This window comes from Micromonospora sp. NPDC002411 (assembly GCF_053592955.1).
Genome location: NZ_JBSFBM010000103.1, coordinates 1 through 19,870, shown reverse-complemented (window position 1 = coordinate 19,870; position 19,870 = coordinate 1). Strand labels below are relative to the sequence as shown.

Sequence of the window (19,870 nt, the reverse complement as noted above, 5' to 3'; positions counted from 1 at the left end):
CGGGCGGGCGTGCTGGCCACCCTCAGCGGTACGCCCGAGTCGTACCGGCTCGACGTGCGCGACGCCGAGTTGGCCGTCCAGGGCGGCGACGTCGCGGGCATGGCAGCCGGGATGTACCGGCTCGCTGACCGGATCCGCTCCGGTGCCGAGCTGCTTCCCGCGGCGGACGCTGGTCGGGTGGTCATCCCCCGGCTCGGCCTACGGTTGACCGACGCGGGATCGGTGGGGCGCGAGCCCGACCCGGCCGTCTTCGCCGCCGGTGACGACTACGGCCTGAACACCGACGTGGTCGGGTCGGCGGTGCTGCCTGACGCGCCGTGGGTGGACGCCGCCGCGGTGGCCCGCATCGACGCCCAGTTCCGGCAGTTCGTCGACCACTCGGTGGCGCAGGGATTCAACGGAATCGTCGTGCCCGGCTTCCTGGAGTACGTCACGTTCGCGAAGGTCGGCGACGGGCGCGCGGTCTACCCGCCCGGAGACCCGCACGTCGACCGCGCACGGGCGATGGTCGCGGCGTTCGGCCCCGTCTTCCGGTACGCCGAGGACATGGGCGTGCGGGTCTTCCTTCTGACCGACATGCTCGCGGTATCGCCTCCGCTGGAGGCATACCTGACGCGGACCGTCGGCGGCCTCGACACGGCCGACCCTCGACTGTGGGCGGTCTACCAGGCCGGCCTGGCCGAGCTGTTCGAGAGCATGCCGTTCGTCGACGGCCTCATGGTCCGCGTCGGCGAGGGCGGCGAGGTGTACGCCGGAAGCGGCTGGGACTACTCGTCACGGCTCGCGGTCACCACCGAAGCGTCCGTACGCGCGATGCTGCGGGCGCTGCTGGACACCGCGGGCTCAGTCGGGAAGGAGATCATCTTCCGTACGTGGACGGTGGGCGTCGGCGCTGTTGGGGACCTGCACACCAACCCGGAGTCGTACGCGCAGGTCCTCGGCGGGTTCGACGACCCGCACCTGATCGTGTCCACCAAGTACACCCTGGGCGACTTCTACAGCCACCTACCGCTGAACACCACCCTGCTGGGCGGCGGGCACCGCCGCATTGTGGAGTTCCAGGCCCGGCGCGAGTTCGAGGCGTTCGGCTCGCTGCCCAACGACCTCGGTCCGCTGCACCGCCAGGCGCTGCGCGCGTTCCTTGCCGCCAACCCGAACGTCGAGGGTGTCTGGAACTGGACTCAGGACGGCGGGCCGCTGCGCGCCGGGCCCATGTCGCTGTACCTGCGCGCCGGGTTCTGGCAGCTCTACGACCTCAACACGTACGCTGTCGGCCGCCTGGCCTGGGACCCGCACGCCGACCCGGCGCAGGTCACCGCGGACTGGGCGTACCGCACGTTCTCCGGCGACCCGGCCACCGTGGCCGCGATCGGGCAGGCCATGGCGCTGTCCCGGCAGGCGGTCACCAAAGGCCTCTACATCGGTCCGTATGCCGACCGGTCGGTGCGGGCGCTCGGGCTGGAACCGCCGCCCATGATGTGGATCTTCGAGTGGGACATCCTGACCGGCGACTCCGCGGCGTTGGACAGCATCTACGCGGTGACCGGCGGCCGCGTCGACGCGGCGATCGAGGAGGGCAGGCAGGCCGTCGTGCTGGCCCGGCGTATGCGCGACCTGGTCGCCGCGACCGAACCGGCGACCTGGCGGGACGCCGAACTGCGTGGGCGCTTCACCGCGACTCTCGACTACCAGGTCGACCTGTTCGAGACGCTGAGCGCGTACCGGACCATGGTGCTGCGGCACGCGCAGTGGCTGGACACGGGCGCCCCGGCCGCCCGCCACGATTGGCGGCTGGCCGCGGCGGCATACCACGACGCGCGCGACGCGCACCGGCAGCGCTACGGCGCCGACCTGGACCTGCCCGCGTACAACTTCACCGCCGCCGACCTCGGGGCGCAGCGCGCCGACCGGGACCCGACGATGGCCTGGGCGGCCCGTGCGTTGCTCGGGTCGATCCTGCTGGTGGTGCTGCTCGGCCTGTACCGACGCGGGTTCGGCGCAGCCGCCGCGCGCGGGTTGCTGCTCGGCGCGCTCCGGCCGTGGCGGGTCGCCGCGCTGCCGACGCCCACGACGCGGGCAGACCGGGTGTTGGTGTGGCTGGTCCCGGCCGTGGTGCTGGTGGCGAGCCGGCTCGTGTTGACCTGGTTCGCCGCGCCGGCGCACCTGCTGGTCACCCTCGGTGGGTGGGCGCTGTTCGCCCTCGTCGTACGCCTCGTCGTCGGCCGGCGGGATCCGTTCCACCTGTGGGCCGTGGTCGGCGGCGTCGCACTGCTGCGCAGCGTACTGCTGCTGGCGGCGCTCGCCGGGCGCGGACCGGGCGGTTACTGGTTCGCCTTCTGGACCGCGCCGGGCCTGCGCGCGGCGTACGTCACCGTCGCGTTCGCGGCGTTCGGCTGGCTGTTCGTGGCCGTCGCCGTGGTCCTGCGGGACCGGTACGGCCTACGCCGCCGCAGCGCCGTCGGGCTGACCCTCACCGCCGCGGGTGCGCCCCTCGGCGTGCTGTCCGCCCTGGTCTGGGTAGTGGGCCTGGAACGCGCGCTGACGGTGTGGAACGACCAGCTCGCGCTGCTGCCCTGGGGTCTGTCCCGCATCCTCGGCATCACCGTCCACCTCGGCGTTCCCGCCCAACTCCCGGCATACACCGCCGCCGCCGGAACCGTCCTGGCCGCCGCCGGCCTGCTCCTGTCACTGGGCCGGCGGCGGCAATCGGCCTGACCGCCCCACTCGACGGCCCTCCGCTCAGAAGTTGGTCAGATGTCCGGCGAGACCGTGGATCGCCGCGACGTAGCCACCCTGGCCCCACCGATGACCACCAGATCGAACTGCTCGGTTGCCTCCGTTCATGGCCGATTCCTGTTCAGCCAGTCCGTCAAGAGGGGGACCGTGTCGCTGAGGGTGTCGACACAGTGGTGTGCGGCGGTCAGCTCATGGACAGCGTGTGTGGTGCGGACGGCGATGACCGTCATGCCGGCAGCCCGGGCTGCTTCGATGCCGGCGGGGGCGTCCTCGACCACAAGGCAGTTCGCTGCAGGGGTCTCGAGAAGGTGCGCCGCGCGCAGATACCCTTCGGGGCCCGGCTTGCCGCGCCGGACCTGGCTGCTGTCCACCAGAACGGGTGGATCCGGCAGCCCGCCCGCGCGCAGCCGCTGCATCACGGTCGGCCTCCGGCCCGACGTGACAACACCCCACAGGTGGCCGTCGAGCAGGCTCAACACGGCAGCGGCATCGGGGTAGACGGGGAAGACGTCGCCTTCGGCCGCCATGATTTCTCGGACGAGCCGGTACTCGGTGTCAGCGTCGAGGTGCGGGGCCACCACCGTGATGGTGTCGACGGGCCGGCGGCCGTGGGTATGGGACCAGACGAGGTCCGGGTCGAGGTGGCGCAGCGTCGCCCACCGGCTCCAGATCCGGCGGTATGCCGGATAGGAGTCGACGAGCACGCCGTCGACGTCGAACAACACCGCGGACGGAAAGGGCATCACGCCGCCGGGCTCTGCAGCAGGTCGATGGTGGCGGCGGCCTGACCGGCGATGTCGTGGAGCAGGCGGGCAGCAGGCAGGACGTCGTGGACGAGGCTCACGGACTGGCCCGCGTACAGGGCCATGGCGGCCAGGTCACCGGTCATCCCGGGCAGCGGCATCAGGTCCTCGTATCGAGGATGCTCCTCGCCAGACGCGTCAGCGGCGACGACATCACCCTCGCCGGGCCGCAGTGGAGCAGGCGGCGAGCCGGCCGCCTGCCAACGCCGCAGGGTCGTGTTGCGCAGTGCCCGATGCGGGGCGTTCGGCCATCCGCCGTCGAAGCAGAGGGTGTGCACGGCGTCCGCTCCGGTGGCCGCGATCAAGTGCCGCCGGTACACCTCATGGGTGGCTGCTTCATCAGCGGCGAGGAAGCGGGTGCCCAGCATGGCGGCCTGGGCACCGAGCGCGAGCACCGCCGCGACGCCGCGCCCGTCCGCGATTCCTCCCGCAGCCACCACCGGTACCGGCCCGACCGCGTCGACGACGTCCGGCACCAGGGACATGGTGGTCGTGCCGCCGCGGACGTGACCGCCGGCCTCCCACCCTTGAGCCACCACGACGTCCACGCCGGCCGTGACGGCGTGCACGGCCTCGGCGAGGTCACCGATCGTGTGCAGGTGCAGAGCACCGGCCTGCTGGATCCGGCCGTGTACCGGCGACGGGTCGCCCCAGAAGGTGGAAATGATCGGCAGCTTCTCCTCCAGGCACACAGTGAGCAGATCGTCCACCGGGAAGTCGAGAACCAGGTTCGCGCCGAACGGCCGGGTGGTGAGCTCCCGGGTATGCCGGATGCTCTGCCGTGCCTGATCGGGGCTCTGCCACGTCAACGCCAGCATGCCAAGACCGCCGGCCTCCGACACCGCCGCCACCAGTTCCGGTACGGCGGCGGAACCCACGGGCGCCTGGATGATTGGCAGATCGATGCCAAACCGGTCACACAGGACAGTGCGTAATCGCCTCACGAAGCTGCCCCGATCGCTTCGGGAATCGAATCATTCCACCGGACGGTACTGTATCGGATATCGAAGCATCAAGAGGGGCGGCACAGGCGATGACGGCACCCAGGCCGGGCCAGCCGGTACGCGGATCGAGTACCGGACGACCCCTCATGGCCGCCCTCGACCTGTTCGGGCGTCGCTGGAACCTGCGCATCGTCTGGGAGTTGCACCATGGACCGGTCGGCTTCCGCGCGCTGCAGCAGCGCTGCGACAACATGTCATCCAGCGTCCTACGGCAACGGCTGACCGAACTGGTCGACGCCCACCTCGTCGCCCAGCAGCCGGACACGGCCTACACACTCACCGACCTCGGCCGCGGCGCCTACCAGGCCCTGCGCCCGCTCGTTCGCTGGTCCGACACCTGGGCCTCAGCCCTGAACGCGGACGACAGGGCCTGAATCGCGGAACGCCGACCCTGGCGCTTCGCGAACAGAGTCGCTACCGTGCTTCTGAATCCGAAGCATTCGGAGGTTGGTCATGGCTCGCATCCCAGCGCCCGGTGCTTTCCGCTTCGCCGACGTCACGGCCACCTGATGGCCGGCCCATCAGTGTCGGTGGTGAACGCCTGCACCCGCCATGGAGGAGGCGGCAGCCCCACCACAGTCGTGATCGACGATGCCGTGCTCACCGACGACGAACGGCACGCGATCGCCCGGAGGGCCGGCACCTCCCACACCGCGTTCGTCGACACCAGTGCAGCGGATGTTCCCAGGGTGCGGTTCTTCACCAGCGCCGGGGAACTCACGAACTGCGGACATGGAATCATCGCGGCGCAGGCCGTCCTGCTGCAGCGCAGCGGCGGCACCGAGCACCGCGGCCGGCAGTTCACCGCAGGCCGCACCTTCGCCACGACCGCCATTCGGCGCCGCGACGGCATCGAGGTCTGGTTCGACCAAGGCGTCATCGCCCTACCGGACGGCGGTGACGCGACCGGAGATGGCATCATCGCCGCCCTCGGCCTGGAACGAACGGACATCGCCGCCGACGTACGGGTCGCCTCACCCGGCACGCCACGACTCCTCGTCCCTGTCCGGGATCGCCGGACGCTGCTGTCCATACAGCCCGACTACGATCGGCTGGCAACCGAGTGTCGGCGACTGGGTTATCTCGGCTGCTTCGCCTACGCGCTGTCGCCGACCGCAGGAACGGGCGCCGCCCGGATGTTCGCCCCGGCGATCGGCGTCGACGAGGACATCGCGAACGCCAACAGTGTCGGCTGCCTCGCCGCACACCTGCTCGACACAACCGGCAGCGGCGCGATCGAAATCCACCAGGGCGACGGACTGCAGAGCCCATCATCGGTGTCCGCCAGCGCGACACGCACCGCAGACGGCATCGTCGCCAGAATCGGCGGAGTGGTTGGCCTCAGCGCCCCGCATGGTCCTTAGCACCACCGCCCATCCGCCGCCAGCGCTCCTATCCAGGACTGGCCCCGGAGCCGTTTCTCATCGCGACCTTCGACTAGCGCAAAGCCGCGGGCCAGGTAGTTTGCCAGCGCGCGAGGATGATCCCAACTTGAGGTATGCAGCCAAACCCGACGGGTTGGCCCGCCAAGCTCCGCACTGTTCTGCGGCCCCCGCAAGTTCCATGCGGACTGGGTCAGTAGTGCCGGGGCGTAACCGCCGTATCCATAGATCCCGGGTGGATCGTGGCCCGGCCCGGAAGGACCCGCCGCGGAGCCACAGACCGCTGCCTTGGCTATACAGTTCTGCCGTGTCTGTACGTGAACCGAAACGCGGCACGGTGGTGCGCGGAGTCATCTCAGAGATCCATAACTTCGGCGTCTTCGTGCGTCTCGAAGGGGAGCCGACCAGTTCGCGCGGCACGGGGTTCATTCGAATTCCGGAGCTGACCTGGGACTACTTCTCAGATCCCGAAGATGTGGTGCACGCAGGCGAGCAGATCCGCGCCGAGGTGCTCGACTGCGATGACACTCGTGGACAGGTGCAGCTGTCGTTGAAGGCGTTGCACGAGGATCCGTTGGTCCGGTTCGCGGACCGGGTTGGTGAGGTATTGTCCGGGCCGGTCGTCAAAGTGGTGCCGTTCGGTGTTTTCGTCCGCGTCGCGCCGGGCATCGCTGGTCTGCTTCACGAGTCAGTTCTGAGCCGGGAGCCAGCAATCGGAGAGATCGTCACCGTTACGATCGTCGAGGTGGACCGGCCGGGGCGCCGAGTGCGTCTGGAGCCCGCGTTGACGCGTTGATTGGTGACGCACAAGCGCGACCCGACCTGACATCGTCGACATCAGCGGGACCCCCACTCCCAATCGGGGCCGTAGATGCTAATAGCTGCGGTAGGCCGGCAGGTTGAACGTCACAGCCGCTGGTCAGGCACGCCCGCCTGTGCGCTCTTGTCCCCGGTACGGTGTGCCGGTGGAAGCCCTGGCCCAGATGCGCTCCGGAGCCACGATCGAGCGGTTGCTCTGCCACCCCAGGCTGCCGTTGATAGCCGGTTGGGACGCCGATCGCCCGGCGATCCGGATCTGGGAGTTCGCGGTCGGGCGGCTGCGTGAGATTGGCGGTGTCGGTGCGGATTCGGCCGGCTACCACTCCGCCGGCAATCACCGGTTCCAACGGACACCCTCTGCTGCCTGGCATCCGAGTGAGCCGCAGTTGGTGGTAGCGGACCGCGACTGCATCACTCGCTGGACACCTTCGGGTATCACCGCGATCGGTGGGATGCCACCGATCGAGTACCCACGGGACGTGGCGTTCAGTCCGGACGGTCAAAGGCTCTGGTTGTCACCCAGCGGCGGAGAGGACGGCTGGGAGTCGTCCATCACGCTCGACCCCCTTTCCGGCGCAACCGTCATCGGCCCACGATGGGACACCGGAGTTGCGGTGTATCCGGGCGGTGGCCTCGTGGCCACCCTGGAGAGTGATCAAGGTGCCACGCTGGTGCTCTTCTCCCGAGACACCGAGCCGGTGCTGCGGCCGATGCGGCGGGCGTTGATCCTCGACTGCGACGGCTACGAGACACCTGTCTTCAGCCCGGACGGGCGGCATTTCGCGGTACGGGGCAACGCGTACGACAACTCGCTGGAGGTGTTCGAGTTTCCTTCGCTGCGCCGCGTTCTCGTCCTGACACTCGGAGACCCCAGCCCGGGGTACCCGTACCCGCAGGAGTGGCTGGACAGCATGAACGCCTGGTCACGCCACAACGTCGCGTTCGGGCCATCTCCGGGTGCTCTCTGCTTCGGAACGCCGAGAGGCGTCGTCATCGAGATCGAGATCGACGGGGAACAGGTGACCGAGCACGAGGTGATGGCAGGAGCTGGGGTGACCGCTCTGACGGCCATCGCCACAGGCGAACTGGTCGTCGCCGGCCGAGACGGCACGCTACTGGTGCTGTCGGGGGGACGGGCCGCCCCGGCTCAGGCATCAACGGCCGCGGTCACCGAGTTCCTTGCCGGCACCTCCGAGGCTCCGGCTACCGACTTGGACGACCTTGATCTCACCGACGGCAACCAGACCTGGCAGCCCGGCGAGCTGGGAACAGTCACCGACACGTCAGACAGCGACCCGTCGTGGCTGAAGATCCAGGCTGCCATGAACAGGCTCGCCTGACCCCGATCGCACCGTTGCTGTCTGGGCAGCCAGGGCCGTAGCTGTAGGGCACGGCACGGGATTCGGGAACGGCACGAGGGCCATAAGATTCACTTCTATGGTCCGCACCACGCCTCCGCGCCCCCTGGACATCACCGCGCTCTTCCCAGAACTGCGGGAGCATTCCCGCACGGCTACCCGCCTGCATCCCCGCCCCGGCGCTCCGACCGTCATGGACAGCTCGGTCGGCGGGCCGCTGCTGTGGCCGGCCGACGAGGTATGGCCGGTCTGCGACGACGCCGGGGCGCACGAGCCATACAACCTGACCACCCCGGCCGCCCTGCACCGCAGGCGGGAGATCCTCGCGGCCGCAGAAGCCCGGGGCCGGCTGCCGGGCGGGGACTTCTTGACCGTGGAGGAGCGCGCCGAGCTCGACGCGGCCGACGCTCTCAACCTGGACGACCTGATCGAGGATCCCATCCCTTTGGTCCCGGTCGCGCAGCTGTACCGACACGACATCCCGGACTACGCCGGTCCGGACGGCACCGACCTGCTCCAGGTGCTGTGGTGCCCGGTAGACCACTCGGACCGGCACTACAGCCCTCGCGTCTTTCTCCAATGGCGCGACAGTTCCACCGTCGGCCCGCTGCTCGTAGCACCTCCTGAGCCGCCGGTGATCAGCGACATGTACCTGCCGATTCCGTGCGTGGTGCACCCCGAGCAGGTCCGCGAGTACCAATACGCCGATCTGCTCCCCGACGACCTATGCGAGCGAATCGACGCCTGGGATGACGACGAAGACGAGAGCCGTCCCCACTATCAGAGCGACTTGTCGCTGGCACCGGGATGGAAGGTCGGCGGGTACGCGAACTGGTCACTGACCGATCCGTACCCGATGGATTGCGCGGCCTGCGGCATCACGATGACCTTGATCTTCACCGCGGGCTCGGGCGACTGGAACGGCATGCACTGCAGCTGGCGCCCGTCCGAGGAGGACCCGACCGCGTCGCCAGACATCGTCGGCGTGCAGATCGGGCGCTGCTACTCCCTGTACACCTTCCAGTGCCCCGAATCATTCGACCATCCCCCGGCCACCGCTATGCAGTGACGCGGCTCGCTTCATGGCTTCCCGGCCTCCGAAACGGCACGGTCCCGAGCCTTGAGCCGAAGCAGCCACTAGATGGGCTCGCCGGCCACGCCGCTGAATCCGACGAGACCGTTGTCCTTCGCCATGGACAGAATCTCTGGCAGATAGTCGAGCTGGCGGACAGACAGCGTCAGAAGCACATACGTCAGTGCATCGTCCGGACTGTCCTCCAGGTCGAACGTCGAGGGCTCCAGTACGTCCTCGATGTCCGCCCAGCGAACAAGCAGCCCGTCCCGGAACCGCTTCACACCGGGGTCTGACGCCAGGTCGCTGGTGTCACCCTCCGCAAGCCTGTCGAAGATCTCCGCAGGATCACCCGTGCCGCGCTTCCAGAAACCAAAGTCGCTACTCACAGCGGCATCCTAGGAGTGGGTGTCGTATCTGCCCAGGCGAGCACAAGGCGGCAGATGCGAATAGCTGCGGTAGGTTGACCGGTCCAGATCACCGCCGCGGGCCCGGCACGCCCGCCCACGCGCTCTTGTCCCGGTACGGTGTGCCGGTGAGACCCTTGTGGCGACGCTGTGCTCCGGGGCCCACGCGCGAGTGGTTGCTCTGCCATCCCACGCTGCCGTTGATCGCCGGATGGGACACCGGACGCCCCTCCGCAGTAACGGGATCGAGGGAAGCAAAAGCCCTGCGTACGACGACTCGGCTCCGGCCCCCGCGACGTCGGCCTGCCGAGGATTCCCGGTGGCTTCCCGGAAGCCCACCGACGTCGACGCCGCTCCCACCCACCAGCCATGCGACGCTCAAGCTCCGCGACCAACGGGCCATGCCGCGTGGCCCCCGGACACGACCGCCATAGCCGCACAATTCCTGGCCTGACAGCACCGCACCCCCACCCCCAGACCCCTTGTGCCCGGAGGAACGCAGACCATGGACAACGCATCTCAGCTCATTCAGGAGCGGAGTGCCCCGCCGGCCACGCTGGTGATCTTCGGCGCCTCCGGTGACCTGACCCGGCGCAAGCTGCTGCCCGCAGTCGAGAGTCTGGCTCGGCACGAGCGGCTCCCGGACCAGTTCGCGCTGGTCGGTGTCGCGCGCACGCCGATGACCAACGAGCAGTTCGCCGAGAGCGCCCTCGGCGAACGCACCCTCACCAGCAAGCGCCAACTCCAGGGCAGCGTGCGGTACGTGGCCGGCGGCTACGACGACCCGGAGACCTACAAGCGCCTCGTGGAGACCCTCGACGAGCTGGACGCACAGCGGGGCACCTCCGGCAACCGGCTCTTCTACCTGTCCACCCCGGCCGGGGCCTTCGAGCCGGTGATCAACGGACTGGCCGGCGTCGGGCTCAACCAGCCCCGCGAAGGCTCCTTCTCCCGCCTGGTCATCGAGAAGCCGTACGGGCGCGACCTGGTCACGGCCCGCGAGCTCGACGGCGTCGTGCACAGCGCGTTCGACGAGCACCAGGTCTTTCGCATTGATCACTACCTGGGCAAGGACACCGTCCAGAACGTACTGGCGCTGCGCTTCGCGAACTCGATCTTCCAACCCATCTGGGATCGCTCCTGGGTCGACCACGTGCAGATCACCGTCGCCGAGACCCTTGGCGTCGGCAGCCGCGGCGGTTTCTACGAGGACGCCGGCGCGATGCGGGACATCGTGCAGAACCACGTGCTCCAGGTCCTCGCGCTGGCACTGATGGAGCCACCGGCCTCCTTCGAGGCTGAAGGCCTGCGCAACGAGAAGGTGAAGCTGCTGCAGGCGATCCGGCTCCCCACCGACCGGGACATCGCCGAGGCCGCGGTCCGGGGACAGTACACCCGGGGCGGTACCCGCGAGGACCTGATGGCCGGCTACCGCGAGGAAGCCGGCGTCGACCCCCTGTCGCGGACCGAGACCTACGCCGCCATGCGGCTCAACGTCGACAACTGGCGCTGGGCCGGGGTGCCGTTCTACGTCCGCACCGGCAAGCGCCTACCGACCCGGCTCACCGAGGTGGCACTGCAGTTCCAGCGGCCGCCGCACCTGCCGATCCCGACCGACCAGCTCACCGGCCTCGATGCCGACGCACTGATCCTGCGGATCCAGCCGAACGAGGGCATCTCGCTGCGCTTCGGTGCCAAAGTGCCGGGTCACTCCTTCCGGGTCCGCACCGCCACGATGGAGTTCTCCTACGACCAGACGTTCGTCGAGGAGTCCCCGGAGGCGTACGAGCGTCTGCTCCTGGACGCGCTGATCGGTGACGCGTCGCTGTTCATCCGCAGCGACGAGGTGCAGCAGTGCTGGCGGATCGTCGACCCGATCATCGACAACTGGGAGAAGGACCACTCGCCGATCCCCACCTACGAGGCCGCCTCCTGGGGCCCGACCGACGCCGACCGGCTCATCGGGCGTAACGGCCGCAAGTGGCGCAACTCCGCGTGACCCTGTCACAACGAGGGTGTCCGCGCTGCTGAGCTCGATCTCTTGGTCGGCGTGGCCGAGGTGGAGCGACGAGGATGCCGGTGGGCCGCCAAGGCGCAGAGCGCGTCGGCGGCCCACCGTCTCAGCCGTTGTCGATCAGGCTGGCGATCTCGTTGTAGATCAGGTGTGCCTTCGCGCCCTGGTTCGACGGACAACCGCCGAGGTGGTGCAGGGCGATCACACGGTGGCTGGCGTTCAGCACGGGTGAACCCGAGTTGCCGCCGGAGGTGTCACAGCTGTAACTGATGTTCCAGGTGTTGTAGTTCGCGTTCCGGACGGCGCAGGTCGCGCCGTTCTGGGTGTCCTCGAAGATCGACAGCCGCTTCGCGCTGCCGTCGCCGTGCCCGGGGATATAGATCCGGGTGCCGTTGCTGGTGGCGGCAGTTGCCAGGTACAGCGTGCCGAATCCCTGGATGGCGGCGAAGTTGTTCACCGAGAACAGGGCATAGTCCAGCTGGCTGGAGCCACCGCTGCTCACCCTGTAGAGGGTGGCACCGCTGACCTTGGTGCCGGCACCGGGATTCCCACCGCCGCAGGTGGCGCACTGGTAGTTGAACTGCATCTCGCTGCCGCTCACGGCGGACTGCGTCTCGAAGCAGTGCTTGTTCGTCAGCATCCGGTTGGTGTTACCGACCCGCCAGGTGGTGCACAGTCCGCCGCCGCTGATCAGCAGCCGCGCCACCGCCCTGCCCCGGGCGTACTCGGTGGGGTGGCTGTTCTGGTAGCAGACCACGTCCCGGCGGGCGTCGGTGCTGCACACGGACTGGGTGGAGAAGTTGTGCGCGGCGATCTCCATGCGGTCGTATCCGCGCCAGAACCGGTCAATGGTGGCGGCGCTGCCACGTGAGGGGCGGCTGCTGTGCACTGTCACCACGGCGGTGTCGCCCTCCACCGACATCGCCCAGAAACCCGGCTGTCCGTCGGTGGTGTAGTCCGAACCGGTCGCCCGGTTCAGGTGGCGGTCGTACCGGTAGCTCTCCTTGCCGTCGCGGCTCGACACGGTGACGTAGTCGCCTTCAGCGAGTCGCAGTGAACTGAAGTGGACCTTGACGTAGGTGGCGCCCGGGTGCTGAATGATCTGCGTCCCCCCGTTGGGGGCGGCGGACAGGGAGCTGTCGACGGTGCGGAGTTCACCGATCGTGGTCACACCCTCTGCCGAGAACTGGTGCGATTCCGGTGCCCGCTGGGATTGTGGCGCGACAGGGGCGACCGAGTACGCCTCGGCGGCGGGTACCGACAGGAGGCTCAGCCCGAGTGTGCAGGCAGCGAGCGCGACTGCGCCCGTTCGTAGGCGGCGCAGAGCATGTTTCATCTGTCGCTCCTTCTCAGGAATCAGCACCGAGACGTGCCTTCGGCCTTCATACCTGAGATCGCGCAGGACATGTAATCTCATCTATGTCATAGCGGCACGGCGCGCAGCTCACCGAGGACCTGTACAACCTCGGCGCGGACCTGCGCCGGGCAGCCCCAGTAGTCGTAGATGCCACCGCGGTCGCTGTTGTGACCACAGATGACGAACAGGCCGGTGCCCAGCCGGCGTTTGAACTCGGTGGCCAACCATCCGACGAACCCGCTGTTGTCCACGTCGGGCGGGAAGTGAAACGAGAACACCGCGAAGCGCTCACCGTCGGTCGCGCCGCCCGGCGCCAGCCAGGACCACCGATCCTCGTCGCGCACGACGGCCAGCAGGTCGGCCGTCAATGCCGGTGGCTGAGTAAGTGGCGCCTCGAAAAACGACCACTCACCATCGAACATGACCAGTTCCGCGGCCGCGATGACCCGCCGAAGCCGCTGCTCGGTCTCGTCATGGGACTCCTGGCTGATGCTCACCATGCGACGATCTTGCCCGAGGGCGCCGGCCACCGCAGTCGCCCTCGACACACCGCTGCGAGCACGTCATCCGAGGTGCGGACAGCTCGGACGCTTCGTCGTGCGTCAGCTCGAACTGCGCCTCCTGAGACAGCCTCGCCCCGCTCAATACCCGAGACCGGCCGGACCGGCGTGCTGCGGCACCGCCGTCCGCGCGGGCGAGCGGCGGGCCAGGAGATATCCGGTCACCGCGGCGGTGAGGCCAGCAAGCCCCGCCGCAGCGAAACCGCCCGCCGGCGCGGAGAGGTCGATCGCCACGCCGACGAGCGGGGATCCGAGCGCGAACCCTGCGCTCTGCGCCGACGACTGGAGACCTATGACCTCACCCCGCACAGCGGGTGGCGCCAGCCGGCTCACCGCGTCGGCCACCCTGCCAAGGGTCGGCGCGGTGAGTAGCCCGCTACCGACGACGGCCACACACAGCCAGGGCCAGTCGTGGGCCAGCCCGGCGGGAATCGTCACGAGCCCGAGCAGGCCGAGCAGCAACCAGGTCGGCAGTGGTCGGGTCAGCGCGCCGTAGATCAGTCCGCCGATGACGGACGACACGCCGAACACCACGACCACAACGGCGGCCCACGACACCTGACCTGCCTCCCGCAACGTGGCGACGATGGCGAGGTCGACGCCACTGAGCAGTGTCGTCGTCCCGAACGCCATGATCAAGGCGGCGATCATCGTGGCGCTCAGCCACTGCCTCCGTGGGGGGCGTTCCGCCGCGGCGGCGGCCGCCTCGCCCTCGGCGTGCAGGGGCGGGTTGAGCACGGCGATGCCGACGCCGCCGGCCAGGATGGCGATGCCGACACCCCACGCCACCACCTCGGGGGACACCGTGGCCGCGCCCAAAATCACCACCGCAGGCCCCACGATGTACGACAGCTCGCCCTGCACCGATTCCAGCGCGAACGCCGCCCGGCGCTGCTCCGGCGTCGTCATCGCGGCGATCGCCTGTCTGCTCAGCGCCTGGGCCGGCACCATCAGCAGGCCCGCCACGAAGCTGGCGACCAGCAGGAGCCAGTACGGCAGGACCGGCACGCTCAGCCAGAACACGACCTGCACGGTGACGGTCACCAGCAGGACGAGGCGCAGGCCCCGCGAGTCGATCATGCGACCGAGCAGCGGCCCACCCAGCGCCACTCCGGCGGTCAGGGCCGCCGCCACACCACCCGCCGCCGCGTAGTTCAACTTCAGGCCGAGGACGACGAAGAGGGTCAGCGCCATCACGTCTGCGGTTATCGCGGTGCGGGCGATCAGCGAGACGCCCAGCAGCGGTGCCATCCCTGGCACCGCGAGCACCTGCCGGTATCCGGTCACCCAGATGACGCTAATTCCCCTGGCGCCCCATAAGAAGACGCCATCTTGTTCAGGCCGGCATAATGAATGCTTATGGCCAGGGATTTGGAGACCGCCCTCCTACGGTCGTTCGTCGCCGCCGTGCGGGAGGGCAGCATCAGCCGCGCCGCGACCGCTCTCGGGCACAGCCAGCCCGGTCTCAGCCAGCAGTTACGCAAGCTCGAGAGCACCGTCGGCCGTCCGCTGCTGCACCGGTCGTCGTCCGGTGTCTCGCCGACCCGGGCGGGAGAAGAACTCCTGCCGTACGCCGAACGCATCCTCTCGCTCGCCGCCCAGGCACTCGCCGAAACCGGGCGCACGCTCACCGGCCACTGCGGCGTCGGGTTGCTCGAAGACCTCGCCGCGTCCCAACTGCCGCAGGCCCTCGCCGACCTTGCCCGGCTACACCCCGGCGCGACGCTGGAGGTGCTCAGCTGTTCCAACGCCGCCATGCGGGAGGCCTACGACGCGGGCCGCGTGCAACTCGTGCTCGACGCGGTTCCGGATATTCCCGGGCCGCCACGCTGGACGGTGCGCGCCCCGCTGGTCTGGACGACCGGGCAGGGCGTGGACGTGGCCGCCGATCCACTGCCGGTGGTGCTGTTCTCCAACCCGTGCTCCTGGCGTACGTCTGTGCTGGACACACTGGAACGCGCCGACCGGCGTTGGCGGGTGGCCTTCGAGAGCAACAGCCTGGTCGGGGTGCTGGCCGCGGTACGGGCCGGGCTCGGCGTCGCGGCGCTCATGCCCGCGAACCTCGAACCGGGCATGATCTGCCGCGACGCGAGTGCCCTGCCCGTCCTGCCGGATGTCGAGTTCGGTCTCGCCCGGCACCCCCGGACCGAGGGTGATCCGCTTGTCGACGCGGTGGAGACGGCGCTGCGTCGCATCGTCTGAGCACGCGCCCTCGTCATCGGGCCGGCCATCAGCAGCCGTGGCTCGGCCTCGCCCTGGGCGGCGGTCACCACCCTGCTGCACTTCGACGTCTGACCGGACGCCCGCCACGAGGACATCACTCGTCGGGGCAGTCGGGCCGGTCCAAGGCTCTATGGCGGGCGTCGCACGTGGCAACGGCGCCGTCAGCGGCTGATGGGTCGTAGGGTTCCGGTATGGCACAACGACTCGTCAGCGTGTGGCAACCGTTCTTTCTGGCCAGCGAGAGTCGCGGCGCTGCCGTCGATGCCGCGACCGAGTTGGAGGAACTCGGCTATTCACGGATCTGGTTCTCCGGCGGCTTCGGCGAGAACGTCGCCCCGCGCTTCCGAGAGATCCTGGACGGGACGACGCGCATCGGGGTCGCGTCCGGGATCGTGAGCATCTGGCACTCGTCGCCCTCCGAGGTGGCGGCGTTCGTCCAGGACGCGCAACTGGCGTACCCCGGCCGGTTTTTGCTCGGTCTCGGCGCCAGCCACGCGGTGCTGGTGGAGGGCAGCGGCACCGACTATCGCAAGCCGTACTCCAGAATGGTGGATTACCTGGACGGCCTCGACGCGGCCGGAGTTCCGCCCGAGCGGCGCATCCTGGCCGCACTAGGCCCGCGGATGCTCGGCCTCTCCCGCGACCGTTCCGCCGGGGCACACCCGTACTTCGTCCCTGCCGAGCACACCGTCGAGGCCCGGGCGGCAATCGGGCCCGACCGGCTGCTCGCCCCCGAGGTCGCGGTGGTCCTGGACGCAGACGCCACCACCGCGCGCGCCACCGCCCGGCAGTACGCGAGCGGCTACCTCGCCCTGCCGAACTACACCAACAACCTGCGGCGATTCGGCTGGACCGACGAGGACTTCGCCGGCGGCGGCAGCGACCGCCTCATCGACGTCCTGATCCCCTGGGGCACCGTCGAAAAGGTGGCGGCTGGGCTGGAGAAGCACTACCAGGCCGGCGCAGACGAGGTGGCGATCCAGGTGCTCAACGGCGGCGACGCCACGACGTTCCCCGCCGACGCGTTCCGCGCTCTCGCCGCGGCCCTGATCTGACTCTGGAACAACCCACGTCCGCTCGACGCCTTCAATCCTGCCAGCGGTAGAGGTCGCGCAGCAGGGATATCTCGGCACCGTGATGGATCAGCTCCCGGTTGACGTGCAGGACGATGCCCTCCATGGGAAACCGCTCGGGACCCACAGTGGGCGGATTCTCCAGGTCAGCGTCCGAGAGCTCGCGGACCCCCGCGTTCCATCTCCCATACATCTCGTCGAGCTGTTTCAGCGCCTCGTCAGCGGTCCCCGCGTAGGGAAATGCCTGCGAGTCGACGTCCTGGCCGCCGAAGTGCCACCCGACCCGATAGCCCAGGCAGGAGACGATGATGTGCGCTAGCCGCCAGGCAATCGTGGTCACGGGCGCCGGCACCGGGGCAGGGGACGCGAAGTCCATCGTCCAGTCCCCCGAACCTACCGACATCGCTGCTGACGTCGTGCCACGTGGGCGGATGCTCCAGCAGCCGCGCACCGGCTCCCAGAAGTACTCCTCATCGGCAAGGCCCTGCAGCCGTGGCCGCAGATTCTTGTGCCAGTGCCGGTCCAGCTGGTCCGCGAGTCGCTCGCTCCTTGTCACTGCCGCACAGTACATACACCGCAGACCTGGCTGCTGGCCCTCGTGGACGCCGTCGCCGGCATGACAGCTGGTCAAGACCGCCCACTCCTCTGAGGACAGCATGAGTAGGTGCCAGAGCCCTCCGACCGGCATGGTCGGAAATGATGGGTACTCAACGAGCCGTTGCTGCACTTCGCTGCCGGGCCAAGCCGGTTGAGCCGTTACCTCCCCGGATTGGCGATCCGGCATGCCAATTCCGTTTAATGTCCTCGAGGAGTTGCAGCGCCTGTTCGCGACAGGTCGGATGCGCGATTAACGTGGTTTCGGCCACGAAGCTGCCTAGCAACGTTCGCAGCGGTTCATAATGATTCTTGGTGGCGCCACGAACCGCTTCGGTTCGCTCGCCTTCCCGACCTTTCTCGACAACGCGTGCGGTTGGCGTTATTGCGGTTGATCAGAAACGACGAGTGGGTAACGCAGACGACTGCGTTCGTGAATTCCCCGCTGCCGATGCTGCGGCGTCGGTTCTCAGACCAGCAACAGGAGTGAAGAGTGGGAAGCGAGCTGCGCCCAATCGGTGTCGTCCAGGAGGGCGGCAGGTCTGGTGGGCGCCGACGGTTTGCGAGGTCCCTCCGCCCCTGGGTCCCCCTGTTCCCGCTGACGGCTATCGCGTTCGTGCTCGCGTGGCTCAACCGGAGTCCGTGGTGGGGTTGGGCACTTGTCGTGGGGCTGCTCGTGGTGCTCGGTGCGACCGTACGCTCGTGGGCCCGAGGGCACGCGCTGCTCCGGACAGGTGCGTGGTTGCTCGCCGGGGTGCTCGTACTCGGGGCGGCGGTGTTCGCCTATCCACCGCCGCAGACCCGCATCGCGGGCGGCGAGGACCGCTCGCCGTCCGGTCCGGTGCAGACGCAGCAGGGGCCGATCACCGGCGTCTACAACGACGAGCGCACAGTCGAGGTCTTCGCGGGCATCCCGTATGCGCAGGCGCCGGTGGGGGATCTACGTTGGCGTGCGCCGGAGCCGCCGAAGCCGCGCGAGGGCGTGTTCGCCGCAGACCGGTTCTCCGCCGTTCCGGTGCAGGGCACCTCCACGTTCTTCACGCGGGCGCTCTCGCAGATCGTGGAGGTGCCCCTGGAAGGCACGCTCCTCAATCCGTATTCCGTGAGCGAGGACAGTCTCTCCCTCAACATCTGGCGGAGCACGACACGCCCTCCGGAGCACCTGCCCGTGCTCGTCTACATCCCGGGCGGCGGCTTCGCGACCGGCTCTGGCGCGCTCCCCCTCTACGATGGCGAGTCGCTCGCCTCCCGGGGTGAGGTGATCACCGTCACGATCAACTACCGACTGGGGGTGCTCGGCTTCCTCTCCCATCCCGAACTCGCCGACGAGTCCGCGCACGACGCGTCGGGCAACTACGGGATCCTCGACCAGATCGCCGCCCTGGCGTGGGTGCGCGACAACATCGCGGCATTCGGCGGCGACCCCGACCAGGTCACGATCGCGGGCGAATCCGCCGGGGGCGAGAGCGTCTGCATCCTCGGTGCGACACCACTCGCCGAAGACCTCGTGGACGGCATCGTCGCCGGCAGCGGAGCGTGCATGGGCACCACGGGGAACACCGAGCGCGGCGACCAGACTGACACGCGCGAGGCGGCGGAGGATGCCGGCCGCCGCCTGAGCGAGCAACTGGGAGGGGCGACCATCGAGGAGATGCGCGAGATGCCCGTCGAGCGCGTCGTGGACGCGGCGGGGGCGCTCGACGCGCACTGGCAGCCCTCCGTCGACGGCCACGTGCTCGAGCGATCGCCGGCGGAGACCTACGCGTCCGGAGAGCAACTGGACGTGCCGACCCTGGTTGGCAGCAACGCGGACGAGGCCTCGCTCGCGCTGGCCAGCCCACCGGACACGAGCGTCGACGAGTACCGGTCGTCCGCACGCGAGACATACGGTGAGGATGCGGATCGGTTCCTCGATCTGTATCCAGGGGAGACGGCGGAGCAGGTTCTCGAATCGCTCCTGCGGGCCGAGACCGACAAGATCATGACCCGAGCCATGCGGCGCTGGGCCCAGCTGCAGACGCAGACGGGTGAGTCGGACGCCTACCTCTACTTCTTCTCACACATCCCTTCCGAGATGGGGCTTGAGAAGTACGGCGCCTACCACGGTGCCGAGGTCGCGTACGCATACGACAACCTCGGCGCCGACAGTGCCGCCGACTACACGGAGGCCGACTACCGGCTCCGCGACCAGATGAGCGCGTACTGGGTCAACTTTGTCCGCACCGGCGACCCCAACGCACCAGGCCTGCCGGCCTGGCCGACGGTCGCGCAAGCGCCCGACCAGATCATGGAGTTCGCCGGCGGCAGCGGGATGGCACCCCGCCCACGCTCCGACGCCGTCGATTTCTGGATGGACTACGACGGGCCGATCCCCTAGGGCCTGTTTCATAAGGGCGGTCGAGCCGAGGCGGAGTCCGGGCGGCGATCCGGCAAGGCGCGGTTTCGTCCGGATACCGGTGTTGTATCCG

Annotated in this window: 17 protein-coding genes; 10 read left to right on the top strand and 7 right to left on the bottom strand. The window is 68.9% G+C overall.

The features are described from left to right. Nucleotides 1–2,715: hypothetical protein (locus tag ACWCO3_RS14850; protein WP_450010359.1), on the top strand; the 2,715-nt coding region annotated here is incomplete at its 5' end. 125 nt (nucleotides 2,716–2,840) lie between these two features. Here the strand turns inward: ACWCO3_RS14850 and ACWCO3_RS14845 are convergent. Further along, on the bottom strand, nucleotides 2,841–3,458 hold the full coding sequence (locus tag ACWCO3_RS14845; protein ID WP_450010357.1) for an HAD-IA family hydrolase: 618 nt from the start codon (nucleotides 3,456–3,458) through the stop codon (nucleotides 2,841–2,843). Between the two features lie 20 nt (nucleotides 3,459–3,478). Then, nucleotides 3,479–4,483 (bottom strand): NAD(P)H-dependent flavin oxidoreductase, encoded by a 1,005-nt coding sequence (locus tag ACWCO3_RS14840; RefSeq protein WP_450010355.1) that lies wholly within the window; start codon nucleotides 4,481–4,483, stop codon nucleotides 3,479–3,481. A 146-nt stretch (nucleotides 4,484–4,629) separates the two neighbouring features. On the opposite strand from ACWCO3_RS14840, the gene ACWCO3_RS14835 reads away from it, so the two are divergent. The 5 genes from ACWCO3_RS14835 to ACWCO3_RS14815 all read left to right on the top strand — a co-directional run bounded on the left by ACWCO3_RS14835 (nucleotide 4,630) and on the right by ACWCO3_RS14815 (nucleotide 9,171). Beyond that, the gene (locus ACWCO3_RS14835; protein ID WP_244311779.1) at nucleotides 4,630–4,917 is read left to right on the top strand and encodes a winged helix-turn-helix transcriptional regulator; all 288 of its coding nucleotides are present in this window, start codon (nucleotides 4,630–4,632) and stop codon (nucleotides 4,915–4,917) included. A 207-nt stretch (nucleotides 4,918–5,124) separates the two neighbouring features. Then, nucleotides 5,125–5,907: a PhzF family phenazine biosynthesis protein gene (locus ACWCO3_RS14830; protein WP_450010353.1), complete on the top strand. Its 783-nt coding sequence runs from the start codon at nucleotides 5,125–5,127 to the stop codon at nucleotides 5,905–5,907. 325 nt (nucleotides 5,908–6,232) lie between these two features. After that, on the top strand, nucleotides 6,233–6,721 hold the full coding sequence (locus tag ACWCO3_RS14825; protein ID WP_450010351.1) for a S1 RNA-binding domain-containing protein: 489 nt from the start codon (nucleotides 6,233–6,235) through the stop codon (nucleotides 6,719–6,721). 169 nt (nucleotides 6,722–6,890) lie between these two features. After that, nucleotides 6,891–8,084 carry a WD40 repeat domain-containing protein gene (locus ACWCO3_RS14820; protein WP_450010349.1) on the top strand — a complete coding sequence of 398 codons (1,194 nt, stop codon included), beginning with the start codon at nucleotides 6,891–6,893 and terminating at the stop codon, nucleotides 8,082–8,084. A gap of 97 nt (nucleotides 8,085–8,181) precedes the next feature. Then, nucleotides 8,182–9,171 (top strand): hypothetical protein, encoded by a 990-nt coding sequence (locus tag ACWCO3_RS14815; protein WP_450010347.1) that lies wholly within the window; start codon nucleotides 8,182–8,184, stop codon nucleotides 9,169–9,171. Nucleotides 9,172–9,239: 68 nt separating this feature from the next. Here the strand turns inward: ACWCO3_RS14815 and ACWCO3_RS14810 are convergent, their stop codons facing one another. Then, nucleotides 9,240–9,563, bottom strand: a complete 324-nt coding sequence (locus tag ACWCO3_RS14810; protein ID WP_145783355.1) for a hypothetical protein — start codon at nucleotides 9,561–9,563, stop codon at nucleotides 9,240–9,242. Nucleotides 9,564–10,086: 523 nt separating this feature from the next. Between ACWCO3_RS14810 and zwf the strand changes: the two genes are divergently transcribed. Further along, nucleotides 10,087–11,580, top strand: a complete 1,494-nt coding sequence (gene zwf, locus ACWCO3_RS14805) for a glucose-6-phosphate dehydrogenase (protein ID WP_354887889.1) — start codon at nucleotides 10,087–10,089, stop codon at nucleotides 11,578–11,580. Between the two features lie 121 nt (nucleotides 11,581–11,701). Here the strand turns inward: zwf and ACWCO3_RS14800 are convergent, their stop codons facing one another. From ACWCO3_RS14800 to ACWCO3_RS14790, 3 genes are all read right to left on the bottom strand, one after another. After that, nucleotides 11,702–12,931: a trypsin-like serine peptidase gene (locus tag ACWCO3_RS14800; protein WP_450010344.1), complete on the bottom strand. Its 1,230-nt coding sequence runs from the start codon at nucleotides 12,929–12,931 to the stop codon at nucleotides 11,702–11,704. An 86-nt stretch (nucleotides 12,932–13,017) separates the two neighbouring features. After that, on the bottom strand, nucleotides 13,018–13,482 hold the full coding sequence (locus ACWCO3_RS14795; protein WP_450010342.1) for a DUF6196 family protein: 465 nt from the start codon (nucleotides 13,480–13,482) through the stop codon (nucleotides 13,018–13,020). A 111-nt stretch (nucleotides 13,483–13,593) separates the two neighbouring features. Continuing rightward, entirely contained in the window at nucleotides 13,594–14,799 is a 1,206-nt protein-coding gene (locus ACWCO3_RS14790) for an MFS transporter (protein ID WP_450010340.1), read from the bottom strand. 72 nt (nucleotides 14,800–14,871) lie between these two features. Between ACWCO3_RS14790 and ACWCO3_RS14785 the strand changes: the two genes are divergently transcribed. After that, the gene (locus ACWCO3_RS14785) at nucleotides 14,872–15,714 is read left to right on the top strand and encodes a LysR family transcriptional regulator (RefSeq protein WP_450010338.1); all 843 of its coding nucleotides are present in this window, start codon (nucleotides 14,872–14,874) and stop codon (nucleotides 15,712–15,714) included. A 212-nt stretch (nucleotides 15,715–15,926) separates the two neighbouring features. After that, nucleotides 15,927–16,790 carry a TIGR03620 family F420-dependent LLM class oxidoreductase gene (locus ACWCO3_RS14780; protein WP_358074308.1) on the top strand — a complete coding sequence of 288 codons (864 nt, stop codon included), beginning with the start codon at nucleotides 15,927–15,929 and terminating at the stop codon, nucleotides 16,788–16,790. Between the two features lie 31 nt (nucleotides 16,791–16,821). On the opposite strand, the gene ACWCO3_RS14775 is transcribed toward ACWCO3_RS14780, so the two are convergent. After that, nucleotides 16,822–17,364: a DinB family protein gene (locus tag ACWCO3_RS14775; RefSeq protein ID WP_450010336.1), complete on the bottom strand. Its 543-nt coding sequence runs from the start codon at nucleotides 17,362–17,364 to the stop codon at nucleotides 16,822–16,824. Nucleotides 17,365–18,144: 780 nt separating this feature from the next. Here ACWCO3_RS14775 and ACWCO3_RS14770 point away from each other — a divergent pair. Then, nucleotides 18,145–19,779 (top strand): carboxylesterase/lipase family protein, encoded by a 1,635-nt coding sequence (locus ACWCO3_RS14770; protein ID WP_450010334.1) that lies wholly within the window; start codon nucleotides 18,145–18,147, stop codon nucleotides 19,777–19,779. Nucleotides 19,780–19,870 lie beyond the last annotated feature (91 nt).